The sequence below is a fragment of the Pukyongiella litopenaei genome (genome assembly GCF_003008555.2).
Lineage (GTDB): Bacteria > Pseudomonadota > Alphaproteobacteria > Rhodobacterales > Rhodobacteraceae > Pukyongiella > Pukyongiella litopenaei.
The window spans coordinates 3524235-3537488 of record NZ_CP027665.1; the positions used below are offsets into that span (position 1 = coordinate 3524235).

Annotated in this window: 12 protein-coding genes and 3 tRNA genes; 9 read left to right on the top strand and 6 right to left on the bottom strand. The window is 66.0% G+C overall.

All coding sequences use genetic code 11. From position 1 onward, the window contains the following. Positions 1 to 8: 8 nt before the first annotated feature. Entirely contained in the window at positions 9 to 815 is an 807-nt protein-coding gene (gene fabI / locus C6Y53_RS17260; RefSeq protein ID WP_106473573.1) for an enoyl-ACP reductase FabI, read from the bottom strand. 137 nt (positions 816 to 952) lie between these two features. On the opposite strand from fabI, the gene pdxH reads away from it, so the two are divergent. From pdxH to C6Y53_RS17285, 5 genes are all read left to right on the top strand, one after another. Continuing rightward, positions 953 to 1558 (top strand): pyridoxamine 5'-phosphate oxidase, encoded by a 606-nt coding sequence (gene pdxH, locus C6Y53_RS17265; RefSeq protein ID WP_106473574.1) that lies wholly within the window; start codon positions 953 to 955, stop codon positions 1556 to 1558. 153 nt (positions 1559 to 1711) lie between these two features. Next, the gene (locus tag C6Y53_RS17270; protein ID WP_106474169.1) at positions 1712 to 2257 is read left to right on the top strand and encodes a cold-shock protein; all 546 of its coding nucleotides are present in this window, start codon (positions 1712 to 1714) and stop codon (positions 2255 to 2257) included. Further along, positions 2257 to 2721 (top strand): DUF192 domain-containing protein, encoded by a 465-nt coding sequence (locus tag C6Y53_RS17275; protein ID WP_106473575.1) that lies wholly within the window; start codon positions 2257 to 2259, stop codon positions 2719 to 2721. The genes C6Y53_RS17270 and C6Y53_RS17275 overlap by 1 nt, the downstream gene beginning before the upstream one ends. Before the next feature lie 43 nt (positions 2722 to 2764). Then, positions 2765 to 2841 (top strand) — tRNA-Pro (locus tag C6Y53_RS17280). A 679-nt stretch (positions 2842 to 3520) separates the two neighbouring features. Beyond that, positions 3521 to 7180, top strand: a complete 3660-nt coding sequence (locus tag C6Y53_RS17285) for a vitamin B12-dependent ribonucleotide reductase (RefSeq protein WP_106473576.1) — start codon at positions 3521 to 3523, stop codon at positions 7178 to 7180. Positions 7181 to 7402: 222 nt separating this feature from the next. Here the strand turns inward: C6Y53_RS17285 and C6Y53_RS17290 are convergent, their stop codons facing one another. Next, on the bottom strand, positions 7403 to 8953 hold the full coding sequence (locus C6Y53_RS17290; protein WP_106473577.1) for a trimethylamine methyltransferase family protein: 1551 nt from the start codon (positions 8951 to 8953) through the stop codon (positions 7403 to 7405). A 355-nt stretch (positions 8954 to 9308) separates the two neighbouring features. Between C6Y53_RS17290 and C6Y53_RS17295 the strand changes: the two genes are divergently transcribed. Next, positions 9309 to 9385 (top strand) — tRNA-Asp (locus tag C6Y53_RS17295). A 37-nt stretch (positions 9386 to 9422) separates the two neighbouring features. After that, positions 9423 to 9499: transfer RNA gene (locus C6Y53_RS17300), tRNA-Asp, on the top strand. Positions 9500 to 9565: 66 nt separating this feature from the next. Here C6Y53_RS17300 and C6Y53_RS17305 read toward each other — a convergent pair. Then, a complete protein-coding gene (locus tag C6Y53_RS17305; protein WP_106474170.1) occupies positions 9566 to 9997 on the bottom strand; it encodes a DMT family transporter in 432 nt (143 codons plus the stop codon). Between the two features lie 103 nt (positions 9998 to 10100). Between C6Y53_RS17305 and C6Y53_RS17310 the strand changes: the two genes are divergently transcribed. Further along, positions 10101 to 10508 (top strand): c-type cytochrome, encoded by a 408-nt coding sequence (locus C6Y53_RS17310; protein WP_106473578.1) that lies wholly within the window; start codon positions 10101 to 10103, stop codon positions 10506 to 10508. 29 nt (positions 10509 to 10537) lie between these two features. Continuing rightward, positions 10538 to 10942: a c-type cytochrome gene (locus tag C6Y53_RS17315; protein WP_244614869.1), complete on the top strand. Its 405-nt coding sequence runs from the start codon at positions 10538 to 10540 to the stop codon at positions 10940 to 10942. On the opposite strand, the gene C6Y53_RS17320 is transcribed toward C6Y53_RS17315, so the two are convergent. The 3 genes from C6Y53_RS17320 to paaG form a co-directional block, all read right to left on the bottom strand. Continuing rightward, on the bottom strand, positions 10943 to 11650 hold the full coding sequence (locus C6Y53_RS17320; RefSeq protein WP_425300323.1) for a hypothetical protein: 708 nt from the start codon (positions 11648 to 11650) through the stop codon (positions 10943 to 10945). Positions 11651 to 11654: 4 nt separating this feature from the next. Then, entirely contained in the window at positions 11655 to 12317 is a 663-nt protein-coding gene (locus tag C6Y53_RS17325; RefSeq protein ID WP_106473579.1) for a DNA-3-methyladenine glycosylase I, read from the bottom strand. Positions 12318 to 12466: 149 nt separating this feature from the next. After that, entirely contained in the window at positions 12467 to 13252 is a 786-nt protein-coding gene (paaG, locus tag C6Y53_RS17330) for a 2-(1,2-epoxy-1,2-dihydrophenyl)acetyl-CoA isomerase PaaG (protein WP_106473580.1), read from the bottom strand. Positions 13253 to 13254 lie beyond the last annotated feature (2 nt).

Genomic DNA, 13254 nt, shown 5'->3' on the forward strand with positions numbered 1-13254 from the left:
CGCCGGGGTCAGCCCTTGGTCACGTCCGGCGCGTCCACCGCCTTCATGCCGACGACATGATAGCCGGCATCCACATGCAGGTTCTCGCCGGTCACGCCCGCGCCGAGGTCGCTGAGCAGGTAGAGCGCCGAGCCGCCCACGTCGTCGATGGTCACATTGCGCCGCAGCGGCGCGTTCAGTTCGTTCCACTTCATGATATAGCGGAAATCGCCGATGCCGGAGGCGGCCAGCGTCTTGATCGGCCCGGCCGAGATCGAGTTGACCCGGATGCCGTCCTTGCCCAGGTCCTCGGCGAGGTATTTCACCGATGCCTCCAGCGCCGCCTTGGCAACGCCCATGACGTTGTAATGGGGCATGACCTGTTCGGCGCCGTAATAGGTCAGCGTCAGCGCGCTGCCGCCATCGGTCATGAGCTTTTCGGCCCGCTGCATCACCGCGGTGAAGGAATAGACCGAGATATCCATGGTCAGGTTGAAGTTGCCCCGGCTGGTATCGACATAGCGGCCGCGCAATTCGTTCTTGTCGGAAAACCCGATCGCGTGGACGACGAAATCCAGCTTGCCCCATCTGTCGCGCAAGGCGGCAAAGAGGGTGTCGATCGAGGCTTCGTCACCCACGTCGCAGGGCAGGACGATATCGCTGCCCAGTTGCGCGGCCAGCGGGTCGACCCGTTTCCTGAGCGCCTCGCCCTGATAGGAAAACGCCAGCTCCGCCCCGGCGCCGGAAAGCGCGCGCGCGATGCCCCATGCGATGGACTTGTCGTTGGCCAGGCCCATGATCAGCCCGCGCTTGCCCGCCATCAGACCATCTGCCATGAGCCTCTCCCATCCTGTTAACTGAACCAATCCTTTAGGCGATTGCCAATTCTGCTTCAAGTGGCGGGCTTGCCCCGGCGGACCGGCGCGCCTAGCCTGCGGCCGGAAACGGGCGAATTGGCAGGAAGGCACCGGGCATGAGCGACAGAAGCGGGATTTTTGCGGGCGACGATCCCTTTGCCATCGCGCGCAGCTGGCTGGCCGAGGCGGAAAGGACCGAGACCAACGACCCGAACGCCATCGCGCTGTCGACGGTGGACGGCGACGGGATGCCGAATGCCCGGATGGTGCTGCTGAAAGAAATCGAGGCGGCGGCGTTCGTGTTCTACACCAATTACGGCAGCGTGAAGGCGCAGGAACTGGACGGGGCGGGCAAGGCCGCGTTCGTGATGCACTGGAAATCGCTGCGGCGGCAGATTCGGGTGCGCGGCGCGATCAGCCGCGAGGACGGGCCGCAGGCGGATGCCTATTACGCGTCGCGGTCGCTGAAAAGCCGGCTGGGGGCCTGGGCGTCGCACCAGTCGCAGCCGCTGTCCGGGCGCGCGAGCCTGATGGCCGAGGTGGCGAGGGTGACGGCGAAACACGGCCCCAACCCGGCCCGCCCGCCATTCTGGGGCGGCTACCGGCTGGTTCCGTCCGAGATCGAGTTCTGGGCGGATGGCGCGTTCCGCCTGCATGACCGGTTCCGGTGGCGCCGCGGCACCCCGGATGCAGCCTGGCAGATCGACCGGCTCAGCCCCTGATCCGGCCGCTTCAACCCCGGCGCGGAAGCATCGCAAATGAGTGAATGTTTTTTGCCTTCCAAGTTAACAAGTAAATTGCACTAATCGGAATCTGCGCATATGTTGGAATTTCCTGGGGGGGAACGGACGGGATAGCGGGTAGTGGGTACACCGGTGGCGGATGATCAGTTCAGCATGGCGCATATTCAGGGCAGTGTTAAATGGTTTGATCCCGCGAAGGGATTCGGCTTTGTCATATCCGACGGAGGCGGCCCCGACATTCTGCTTCATGTGAATGTGCTGCGCAATTTCGGGCAGAGTTCGGTTGCGGACGGATCCCGGATCGAAATCGTCACCCAGAACACCGAACGCGGTGTGCAGGCCGTCGAGATCCTGTCGATCGACCCGCCCGCGCGCGGAGATACGCCGGTCCTGACCGATTTCGCCGATATCGGCGCGGATACGATCCTCAACACGCCGCTGGAGCCGTCGCGGGTGAAGTGGTTCGACAAGGGCAAGGGATTCGGGTTTGCCAATGTGTTCGGCAAATCCGAGGACGTGTTCCTGCATATCGAGGTGCTGCGTCATTCCGGCCTGGCCGACCTGCAACCGGGCGAAGCGATCGCGATGCGCGTGGTCGATGGCCGTCGCGGACGCATGGCCGCCGAGGTGAAAGCCTGGGAAGCGGGCGCCGAAAACACCGGCAGCAAGGACAAGTGATGCGCGCCCTGCTGGCCTGCGTGCTGGCGATCTGGGCGGGGCAGGCGGTCGCCGGTGACCGGTGCCGCGACGATGCCGTGACGCTGCGCGGTGACTGGGGCGAATTGCGGTTCGCCGTCGAGATTGCCGACACACCGCGCGAACGGTCGCGCGGGCTGATGCACCGACAGGAGCTTTCGCGCAATGCCGGGATGCTGTTCGTCTATGACACGGCCGGCGCGGTGTCATTCTGGATGAAGAACACGCTGATCCCGCTCGACATGATCTTTGCCGGGCCGGACGGCACGGTCCTGCGGGTTCATCACGACGCGATACCCGGTGATCTCACCTCGATCGACGGCGGCGACGGCGTGCTGGCGGTGCTGGAAATCAACGGTGGCCTGGCGCGGCGCTATGGCATCGGCGCAGGGGACCAGATGCGGCACCCGGTTTTTGCCGCCGGTCCCGCCGCCTGGCCCTGTTAGGTCTTTTCAAACCGCGACTGCACGGCTAGACAGGCGCTCGGTTCGGGGCGTGGCGCAGTCTGGTAGCGCACCTGTTTTGGGTACAGGGGGTCGTGAGTTCGAATCTCGCCGCCCCGACCATTCCAATTTTCGACCATTGCCGATTCGTTGACCTGCCGCGGTCGCAGGGCCGACTGGCGCGTGCGGACGCGTTCAGGTTGCAGCGGCGACACAATATCTAGTGTGTGGGCGGGTCGGGAACCTCGCCGGATCTGGCGAGGCCGGAGGCGCCGGGCGCGCGGCTGCGGTAGAATCGCCCGGGTCCCCTGACCGGTGCGTTTCCAGGCCGTGACCTGCTGTTTTCGCCATGCTGCGACGCGGCAAAGTGCGCGGGTCACGCGTGAGGAGCATGTGCCAAACCCCATTGATTTCATGGGAAAATCCGAAAGTTAACACAAGGTTAACCGGTTGCATCCGCCCTACAGGTCCTGTGAGTGAATCGTGGATAATTCATCGCCGCCGCCGGGTTCGGGATACGTCAAGAAAAACTTTGCCGGGATCGGCGAATAATTGCGTTGACCCCATAGGGTTCGATACGTCAAGTTGTGGGGGCCGGATCGGCAACCACTAAATCTGGTAGCATAACCAGCGGTGCCGACGGGGCGGGAAACGCGAAACCACGAACAAGCCCGACCGGGCGCGCACACCCGGTTGCAGCCTTCCGGCTGCGGGGTGGGGTTTTGCCGCAAACCCGCTTTCGGCGCGCGGTCGACGACACACGGGCGGCCGAACGGACAGACGGATCTGAGAGGCAGAAAAGATGAAAATTGAGAGAAAATTCACCAGGGCTGGCCAGGACGCCTATGCAGAGCTGGACTTCGTCACCACCAGCTCGGAGATCCGCAATCCCGACGGCACCGTGGTGTTCCGGCTGGACGACATCGAGATCCCGCGCAGCTGGAGCCAGGTCGCCAGCGACGTGATCGCCCAGAAATATTTCCGCAAGGCGGGCGTGCCCGCGCGGCTGCGCAAGGTGCGCGAAAAGGGGGTGCCCGAGTTCCTGTGGCGGTCGGTCCCGGCCGATGACAACAAGGAACTGGGCGGCGAGACCTCCTCGAAACAGGTGTTCGACCGGCTCGCCGGCGCCTGGGCCTATTGGGGCTGGAAGGGCGGCTATTTCAGCAATGAGGATGACGCCCGCGCCTATTTCGACGAGATGCGCTATATGCTGGCCACCCAGCGCGCCGCGCCCAACAGCCCGCAATGGTTCAACACCGGCCTGCACTGGGCCTATGGCATCGACGGTCCCAGCCAGGGCCACCACTATGTCGATTACCGGTCGGGCAAGCTGGTCAAGTCGAAATCGGCCTATGAACACCCGCAGCCGCATGCCTGTTTCATCCAGTCGGTGCAGGACGACCTGGTCAATGATGGCGGCATCATGGACCTGTGGGTGCGCGAGGCGCGGCTGTTCAAATACGGTTCGGGCACGGGCACCAATTTCAGCCACCTGCGCGCCGAGGGCGAGAAACTGTCCGGCGGCGGCAAATCCAGCGGGCTGATGGGGTTCCTCAAGATCGGCGACCGCGCCGCCGGCGCGATCAAATCGGGCGGCACCACGCGGCGCGCGGCCAAGATGGTGATCGTCGATGCCGACCACCCGGATATCGAGGAATTCATCAACTGGAAGGTGCTGGAGGAACAGAAGGTCGCCAGCATCGTCGCCGGATCGAAGATGCACGAACAGAAGCTCAACGGCATCTTCGCCGCGATCCGCGCCTGGGACGGCGACCTGGATGCCGCCTATGATCCTGCCGCGAATGACGGGCTGAAGGCGGCGATCCGCGATGCCAAGAAGGCCGCGATCCCGGAAACCTATATCAAGCGCGTGCTGGATTATGCCCGCCAGGGTCATGACAGTATCGAATTCCCCACCTACGACACCGACTGGGATTCGGATGCCTACAACACGGTGTCGGGGCAGAACTCGAACAACTCGATCCGGGTCACCAACGCATTTCTGACCGCGGTCGAAAAGGATGCCGACTGGGAACTGGTGAACCGCACCGACGGCAAAGTGTCCAAGGTGGTCCGGGCGCGCGACCTGTGGGAACAGATCGGCCATGCCGCCTGGGCCTGCGCCGATCCGGGCATCCAGTATCACGACACGGTCAACGACTGGCATACCTGTCCCGAGGACGGGCCGATCCGCGGCTCGAACCCCTGTTCGGAATACATGTTTCTCGACGATACCGCCTGCAACCTGGCCTCGATGAACCTGTTGACCTTCCTCAAGGATGGCGTGTTCCAGGCCGACGATTACATGCATGCCGCGCGGTTGTGGACCCTGACGCTGGAGATCAGCGTGATGATGGCGCAGTTCCCGTCGAAGGAAATCGCGCAGCTGTCCTATGACTTCCGCACGCTGGGGCTGGGCTATGCCAATATCGGCGGGTTGCTGATGAACATGGGCTTTGGCTATGATTCTGCCGAAGGCCGGGCGCTGTGCGGCGCGCTCACAGCGATCATGACCGGGGTTGCCTATGCGACCAGCGCCGAGATCGCCAGCGAACTGGGCGCCTTTGCCAAATATGAAAAGAATGCCGGGCACATGCTGCGAGTGATCCGCAACCACCGCAACGCCGCCCATGGCAAGGTGGACGGTTATGAACGGCTCGCGGTCAGGCCGGTGGCGCTGGATCACGCCAACTGCCCGGACCGGAAACTGGTGCAGCTGGCCATGTCGGCCTGGGACGAGGCGCTGAGCCTTGGCGAAAAGCACGGGTTCCGCAACGCGCAGGCCACCGTGATCGCGCCCACCGGCACGATCGGTCTGGTGATGGACTGCGACACCACCGGCATCGAACCCGATTTCGCGCTGGTGAAGTTCAAGAAGCTGGCCGGTGGCGGCTATTTCAAGATCATCAACCGGTCGGTTCCGGCGGCGCTGGAGAAACTGGGCTACGGGTCGGCGCAGATCGAGGAGATCGTGTCCTACGCGGTCGGCCACGGGACCATCGGCAACGCCCCGGCGATCAACCACACCACGCTGGCCAAACACGGCTTCGGGCCGAACGAACTGGCCAAGGTCGACGCCGCGCTGGAAAGCGCCTTCGACATCCGGTTCGTGTTCAACCAGTGGACGCTGGGCGAGGAGTTCTGCCTCAACGTGCTGAAGATCCCGGCCGACAAGCTCAACGACCCGACCTTCGACCTGCTGCGTCAGCTCGGGTTCTCGCGCGCCGATATCGAGGCGGCCAACGATCACGTCTGCGGGACGATGACGCTGGAAGGGGCGCCGCATCTGAAGGAAGAGCATTACCCGATCTTCGATTGCGCCAATCCCTGCGGCAAGAAGGGCAAACGGTTCCTGTCGGTCGACAGCCACATCACCATGATGGCGGCGGCGCAGAGCTTCATCTCGGGCGCGATCTCGAAGACCATCAACATGCCCAATGACGCGACCATCGAGGATTGCCAGAAGGCCTATGAACTCAGCTGGTCGCTGGGCGTGAAGGCCAATGCGCTCTACCGCGACGGCTCCAAGCTGAGCCAGCCGCTGGCGGCGGCGCTGGTCGAGGATGACGACGAGGCGGCCGAGACGCTGGAGAGCGGCAACCCGCAGGAAAAGGCGGCTGTGCTGGCCGAGAAGATCATCGAGAAGGTGGTGGTCAAGGAGATCATCAAGAGCCACCGCGAAAAGATGCCGCAACGGCGCAAGGGCTATACGCAAAAGGCCACGATCGGCGGGCACAAGGTCTATCTGCGCACCGGCGAATATGCGGACGGCAACCTTGGCGAGATCTTCATCGACATGCACAAGGAAGGCGCCGGTTTCCGGGCGATGATGAACAATTTCGCCATCGCGGTATCGGTGGGCCTGCAATACGGGGTGCCGCTCGAGGAATTCGTCGACGCCTTCACCTTTACCAAGTTCGAACCGGCGGGGATGGTGCAGGGCAATGACAGCATCAAGAACGCCACCTCGATCCTCGACTATGTGTTCCGGGAACTGGCGGTCAGCTATCTGGACCGCACCGACCTGGCCCATGTGAAACCCGAAGGCGCGACCTTTGACGACATTGGCCGCGGCGAGGAAGAGGGCGTGTCGAACATCACCGAGATGTCCGAAACGGCGGCGTCGAAATCGCTGGAGGTGCTGAAACAGATCAGTTCGACCGGCTATCTGCGCAAGCGGCTGCCGCAGGAACTGGTGGTGCTGCAGGGCGGCCAGACCATCGGCGCCACCGCGCTGAGCGGGGCTGCGGACCCGGTCGCGGCGCTGCAGACGCTGGTGCCGGACACCGTCGGCGACACCGCGACGCTGACGGCGGGCGCGGTGAGCATGGACGCGCGGGCCAAGGCCCGGATGCAGGGCTACGAAGGTGAGGCCTGCGGCGAATGCGGCAACTACACGCTGGTGCGCAACGGCACCTGCATGAAATGCAACACCTGCGGGGCGACCAGCGGGTGCAGCTGAGGGATCGCGCCAGCGATGGCGCGTAGGGGTCAGGGGGGCTTTTGCCCCGCGGCCCCGACGAAACCGGGTGGGACGGCCGGATCGTCCTTCCCACCTGTTCATGGGGCGGGTGCGCTCGTCCCGGCGACGTTCAGGACGCAGGCAAAAAACTTCGGGCGGTAATCACATGAGCCTGAACGGCGAAACTGGATGGGGGGTCTCGGCCCCCCACATTTTTTCGCGTCACCCCTGCAGGTGGATGTTGAACCGCGCCCGGATCGCCGCATCGGTTGCCGCGTCGAACCGCGCGGGCGCGGGCTCGGACAGGATCGCTTCCTTGCGGGCGGTGGCCCGGGCGATCAGGTCGGGTTTGCCCATCTCCGCCCATTGCTTGGGCGAGGTGCGGTCGCCGAGGGCGGGATAGACGTAATCCGCCTGCATCCGCCCCAGTGTCTGTTCGGTGCCCAGGTAATGGCCGCTGCCGCCCAGGCAGACCTCGGCGATCTGGTCCACGGCCAGCGTGTCCTCGGTCACCTCGATGCCGCGCACGCAGCGCAGCGCCTGGCCGATGAGATCGTCGCCCAGGATCAGGCTTTCATGGCAAAACCCCAGCAGCGAGGCGTGCATGCCGGCGGCCTCGTAGACCATGTTCAACCCCGAAAGCCCGGCCATCACGTTCGAACACATCTGTTCCCAGCCCGCCTGCATGTCCGGCAGTTTCGCATCCGCGATCCCCGCCGCCGCGCCGCCGGGCAGGTCGTAGAACCGGTGCATCTGCGCGCAGCCCGCCGTCAGCAGCGCCTGTTCGCCCGACCCGCCGGTCATCGCGCCGGTGCGCAGGTCGAGCCCGAAGGGCCAGGTGCCAAAGATCGCGGGCGCGCCGGGCTGCACCGCATTGACATAGACCAGCCCGGCCAGGCATTCGGCCACCGCCTGCACGATCGCGCCCGCGATCGTCGCCGGCGCAGTGGCCCCGGCCATGCCCGCCGACAGCAGCAGCACCGGCATCCCGCCCCGGATGCAGTTTTCCATCACCTGGCAGGCTTCGGTCGCGAATTTCATCGGCGGAACGACGAAACAGTTGGAGTTGCTGACGAAGGGCCGCGCCCGCCAGGCCTCTTCGCCCCCGGCGATCATGTGCAGCATTTCCAGCGCGTCGGCCACGAATCCCGGCTCGGTGAACGAGGTGCCGACATGTTTTGTGGTGCCGGAACAGCAGGCATAGATGGTGTTCAGGTCCATGTCCCGGTTGTCGGGAATGTCGCGGCAGACCATCGGGCGCTGCAGGAAATGGATATTGTCGAGCCGGTCCGCGATACGGGCGGCATCGTGCAGGTCCTGCACCGTGCTGTCGCGATAGCTGCGCCCGTCCGCGTCGACCATGTGCACCGCCGCGCCGGCGGTGCCGTAATGCACGCGGGTGCCGCCGAGGTCCAGATCATGGGCCGGATCGCGGCCATGCAACGTGACGGACCGGTTGGCCCGTGCCAGCGTATCCTCGACAAGGGCGCGGGGAAAGCGCAGGCGTCCGTCATCGCCCAGCGTGCAGCCCGCGCCGGTCAGATACGCGATCCCGCTGGGCGGGGCATCCGCCAGCCCGATCCGGTCGAGCGCATCGAGCGCCGCGCCGTGGATCTTCTGCATGTCGGTATCGGCAAGCGGGCGATAGAGCCCGCCTTCGAGGCCGGGGCGCACCGGGCGCAGGTGATCGGGCAGGGCGCTGGCGCGGGCGGCGCGGCGGGCAGCGCGGCCGCCGCTGCGCGAGGCCGCTCGTGGTCTGGTCTGGTCATTCATCGGGACGGTCCCTGGACAATGGGGTAGGGCGGGGGAAGGGCGGGTTCAGGCCCGTCCGGGCTGTCCGCGTGCCGCGCGCCCGCGCGCGGCCCCGATGGTCCGCCGGATCAGATCGATCTTGGAATTCCGGCCGTGCATATGTCCTCGCTCCCTGCACCAGTCTGCCCCGGCGGGCGGGCCTGTCTGTCCCGTTTGCGACGCGGAGGGGTGACGCAAACCCGCCGGTCAGCGCCCGGCAGGGACGGTCGCGTCATCCGGAACCGCCGCTTGCCATGAAAATTGGCCAAGGGCGCTTGACGGGGGCAGGACGGGGCCATAAGAGGTGCGAACGCTCACGTCAGTGGGCGGGCAGCGGGCGGTTGTAGCTCAGTTGGTTAGAGTACCGGCCTGTCACGCCGGGGGTCGCGGGTTCGAGCCCCGTCAACCGCGCCACTGCTGCCAGACCCGGCCCGGGAAGGGCAAGAGATGCGCGGTTGTAGCTCAGTTGGTTAGAGTACCGGCCTGTCACGCCGGGGGTCGCGGGTTCGAGCCCCGTCAACCGCGCCATTTCTTCACGGCAATCCCCTGAGTCCAATCCGCGCGATCCGCCGCCATGGCCGGGGATCTGCGGGGTCAGTGCTGCGTGACCCAGACCCCGGCGCCCATCAGCGCGATACCGGCGGCGCGGGTGGCCGTAAGCGGGCTGACCTGCGCGCCAAACAGGCCGAAATGGTCGATCAGCGCAGCGCTCAGCAATTGCCCCAGCAGCACGAAGAACACCGCGTTTCCGACGCCGAAGACCGGCGCCACATAGGTGATCGACAGGACGTAGAACGCCACCAGGAGACCGGCCAGGAACAGGTGCCTTGGGGCCGCCGGCGCCCGCGACAGCGCCTGGGGGCCGGTCACCAGTGTCGCGACCGCCGCGGCACCCAGGGCAACCATGAACAGAATCGCCCCCGCCGCCGCCGGCGAGCCGATCACCTTGCCCAGCTGGGCGTTCAACGCGGCAAGCACCGGAATGCCGATGCCGGCCGCCAGCATGATCAGCGCATAATGGGTCATCCCGCCTCCGAATTCCGGTCCCGCTTGATCGGGATCATTGCGATCCTGCGGCGCCGGCACAAGTCTCGTGTTGAACCGTGCCACAAACAGGGAGACCGAACCCATGCGACCAACCCAGCTGATACCGGCGGTCACGCTGGCCCTGATGACGGCAGCGCCCGCAGCCATGGCACAGGATACCGGGGCGGGCGAAGCCGATTACCGCGCCCATTGCGCGACCTGCCACGGGATCGAGGCAACGGGGCATGGGCCGATGGCGGGGGTGATGCTGATCGCGCCTGCCGACCTGACCGGGCTCAGCGCGGGCAATGGCGGGGTGTTTCCCACCGAACGGGTGGTCCGGCGGATCGACGGGCGCGATCCCCTGGTCAGCCATGGCAGCCCGATGCCGGTCTATGGCGATTTCTTCGAGGGCAGCGGTGCGGCGCTGAAGACGCCCGATGGCCAGCCGATTCTGACCAGCCAGCCGATTGTTGACCTTGTCGCCTTCCTGATTTCCATTCAGAAATGACCTGACCGAAACAGAAAAGACGCCTCTGCATGACCCGCCCCTATATGTTCGCCGCCCTGCCGGCCCTTGCGATTGCCGCGGCCTGCGCCGTCGATGGCATGCCCGATGCCACCGAGGGCGCGCAGCTCTTTGCCAGCAACTGCACCGGCTGCCATGGCAGCGATGCAGGCGGCGGCGTCGTTCTGGCGGACGGGCGCAAGACGCCGGACCTGACCACGATCGCCGCCCGCAACGGCGGCCGGTTCCCGCGCGCGGCGGTGCTGTCGCAGATCGACGGCTACGGGCAGGACCGGACCGGGCTGGCGGAGATGCCGGAATATGGCTCGCTGCTCGAGGGCGAGCTGGTTCCGGTGGACGTGGACGGGACGCTGACCCCGACGCCGCGCCCGCTGGCCGCGTTGCTGGCCTATCTGGAAAGCATCCAGACGGAATAGTCAGGCGCAGATACCGCCCAGTTCCGCGCCTCTCCACGGCAGGAATACATCGCTTTCGCGCCCCCGCGCGGGCAGGTCGGCGACCGGAAAGGCGCCCTTCAGCATGGCATGCAGCCGCCTGGTGCGCGCCGCCTGCGGGGCCAGCGCGCGGCAACACACATATTCCTCGACGATGGCCCCCTGTTGTTCATATCCGAAAGACAGGAACGCGGGCGCACCGTCGAGATCGAACAGGTAAGGGTCGTCGGACCGGCCATGTTCGGCTGCCGCGCGCAACGGGGAATAGCCGGTGACCCGGCGGTTCTGCCATTGCCAGACATGGGTCATCTCATGGGCGAACAGCATCGCCGGAACCAGATGCACCTGCTCCGGCCAGCCCTTCAGGTAGTCGTCGAGATACCAGTCGTCGGTGAAATGCACGGTGTTGAGCAGTGCGACGGCGGCGGGGCGAACGGTGACGGTATCGCCCTCGGAGGGCGGCAGGATCCGTTCCCGGCAGCTCTTGCGGGGACGGGCCTGGCGGCGGAAGGTGACCGAGTTCAGCGGCGCGCCGGAAACGAGGCGCACGCGGGCGGTGTCGATCGCACCGCCCTGCAGCCGGGTGACGAACGCGGCCTCGCCCTCGGTCAGCCTGCGCCCGCAACCGGTGCTCAGCAGCACCAGCAGCAGCGGCAGAACCAGGCGGGCAGACAGGCGCAGCGTCGGCACGGGATCAGAGGCTCATGGCCAGAACCCGGCTGATCTCGGTCAGTGACCGGCCGGACTGGTCCATCCATGTGTTGAACGCGCCCTGCACGGCGCGCATCGACGATTTCGATCCGGCGGGCTTGTCGATCACGCCTTCGGCGATCAGCCGCGCGGTCACGTCCCGCGACAGGATAAAGCTGTCGCGCCCGGAAAATCGCATGGCATATTGCCCTGTCATGCCGCCCAGCCGCGCGCCCCGGGTTCGGAGCAGGTCGAGCAGCCCGATGAAATCCGTGGACGGCCAGCCACCCAGCACCTTGCCCGCGCCACCGTCCTCGCGCAGTTCCAGCAGGAAGGCCGCGTTGTCGCGGACCGTGGCGATCTTGGCCGCGTTGCGAACGATGCGCCGGTCGGCCAGCAGGGCGTCGAACCGGTCATCGTCCATGAAGGCGCAGCGATGCGGGTCGAACCCGTCAAAGGCGGTTTCGAACCCGTCCCATTTCGCCTCGATCACCTTCCAGTTGAAGCCTGCCTGAAAGACGCATTTCGTCAGCGTGGCCAGCCAGCGGTCATCGGGCAGGGCCGCCAGTTCGGTGGCATCGCGGGGCCGGGACAGCTGCGCCTCAAGTGCGGTCGGCCCGCCATGCCGGTCGGCGGCGATCTGGTGGATCTCGTCGAATGAACGCATGGAAATCGGACCCCGATAGTGACCGGTGCCCCGGACTATACCCGGTTTCGCCGCCCTGCCAACCGGGCGCGCGGTCACGGCGTGCACCGGCGGGCCAGCGGGTTTACCGGCCTGACCGGGGCAGCTAATACCGGCCAGACAGGGCGCGATCACCGGCCCCGGAACTCGGGTTTGCGCTTGGTCAGGAAGGCGGTGACGCCTTCGGCGTAATCGTCGCTTTCGCCGCAGGTCTTCATGGCCTCGGCTTCGATTTCGAGATGGTCGCGCAAGCTGTCGGTCGCGGCGGCCTGGATGCACTTCTTGGTCAGGCCGAGCCCGAGCGTGGGGCCGTGGGCCAGCGTTTCGGTCAGGGCGCGGGCCTCGTCCATTAGCCTGTCATCCGGGTGCGCCTGCCAGATCAGCCCCCAGTCCGCGGCCTGGCGGGCGGGCAGGGGCATCGCGGTCAGGGCCAGCCCCTTGGCGCGGGCTTCGCCCAGCAGCCGGGGCAGGTGCCAGCTGCCGCCGGTATCCGGGATCAGCCCGACCCTGGCAAAGGACTGGATGAATTTCGCGCTTTCTGCCGCCAGCACGATGTCGCAGGCCAGCGCCAGGTTTGCGCCCGCGCCGGCGGCAACCCCGTTCACCGCGCAGACCACCGGAAAATCGAGCGACCGGATCAGGTTGACCAGCGGCGCGTAAAATTCGCGCACGGTCCGGCCGAGATCGGGCTTGCCCTCCATCTTCGACGGGTCACGGTCGCCCAGATCCTGGCCCGCGCAGAATCCGCGCCCCGCGCCGGTCAGCAGCAGGCCGCGCTTGCCCTGATCGCGTGCCGCGCCGATCGCCGCGCGCAGGGCATGGTGCATCTCTTCGTTGAAGCTGTTGAGCCGGTCCGGGCGGTTCAGCGTGATCTCGGCCCAGGTGCCGTGATCCTCGACGCGTATGGTGTCGCTCATGT

Excerpts from the sequence above, each read along its gene's own strand:
- fabI (WP_106473573.1), bottom strand. The coding sequence starts at position 815 with ATGGCAGATGGTCTGATGGCGGGCAAGCGCGGGCTGATCATGGGCCTG.
- pdxH (WP_106473574.1), top strand. The coding sequence starts at position 953 with ATGAGCGACAGAAGCGGGATTTTTGCGGGCGACGATCCCTTTGCCATC.
- C6Y53_RS17275 (WP_106473575.1), top strand. The coding sequence starts at position 2,257 with ATGCGCGCCCTGCTGGCCTGCGTGCTGGCGATCTGGGCGGGGCAGGCG.
- C6Y53_RS17285 (WP_106473576.1), top strand. The coding sequence starts at position 3,521 with ATGAAAATTGAGAGAAAATTCACCAGGGCTGGCCAGGACGCCTATGCA.
- C6Y53_RS17290 (WP_106473577.1), bottom strand. The coding sequence starts at position 8,953 with ATGAATGACCAGACCAGACCACGAGCGGCCTCGCGCAGCGGCGGCCGC.
- C6Y53_RS17305 (WP_106474170.1), bottom strand. The coding sequence starts at position 9,997 with ATGACCCATTATGCGCTGATCATGCTGGCGGCCGGCATCGGCATTCCG.
- C6Y53_RS17310 (WP_106473578.1), top strand. The coding sequence starts at position 10,101 with ATGCGACCAACCCAGCTGATACCGGCGGTCACGCTGGCCCTGATGACG.
- C6Y53_RS17315 (WP_244614869.1), top strand. The coding sequence starts at position 10,538 with ATGACCCGCCCCTATATGTTCGCCGCCCTGCCGGCCCTTGCGATTGCC.
- C6Y53_RS17325 (WP_106473579.1), bottom strand. The coding sequence starts at position 12,317 with ATGCGTTCATTCGACGAGATCCACCAGATCGCCGCCGACCGGCATGGC.
- paaG (WP_106473580.1), bottom strand. The coding sequence starts at position 13,252 with ATGAGCGACACCATACGCGTCGAGGATCACGGCACCTGGGCCGAGATC.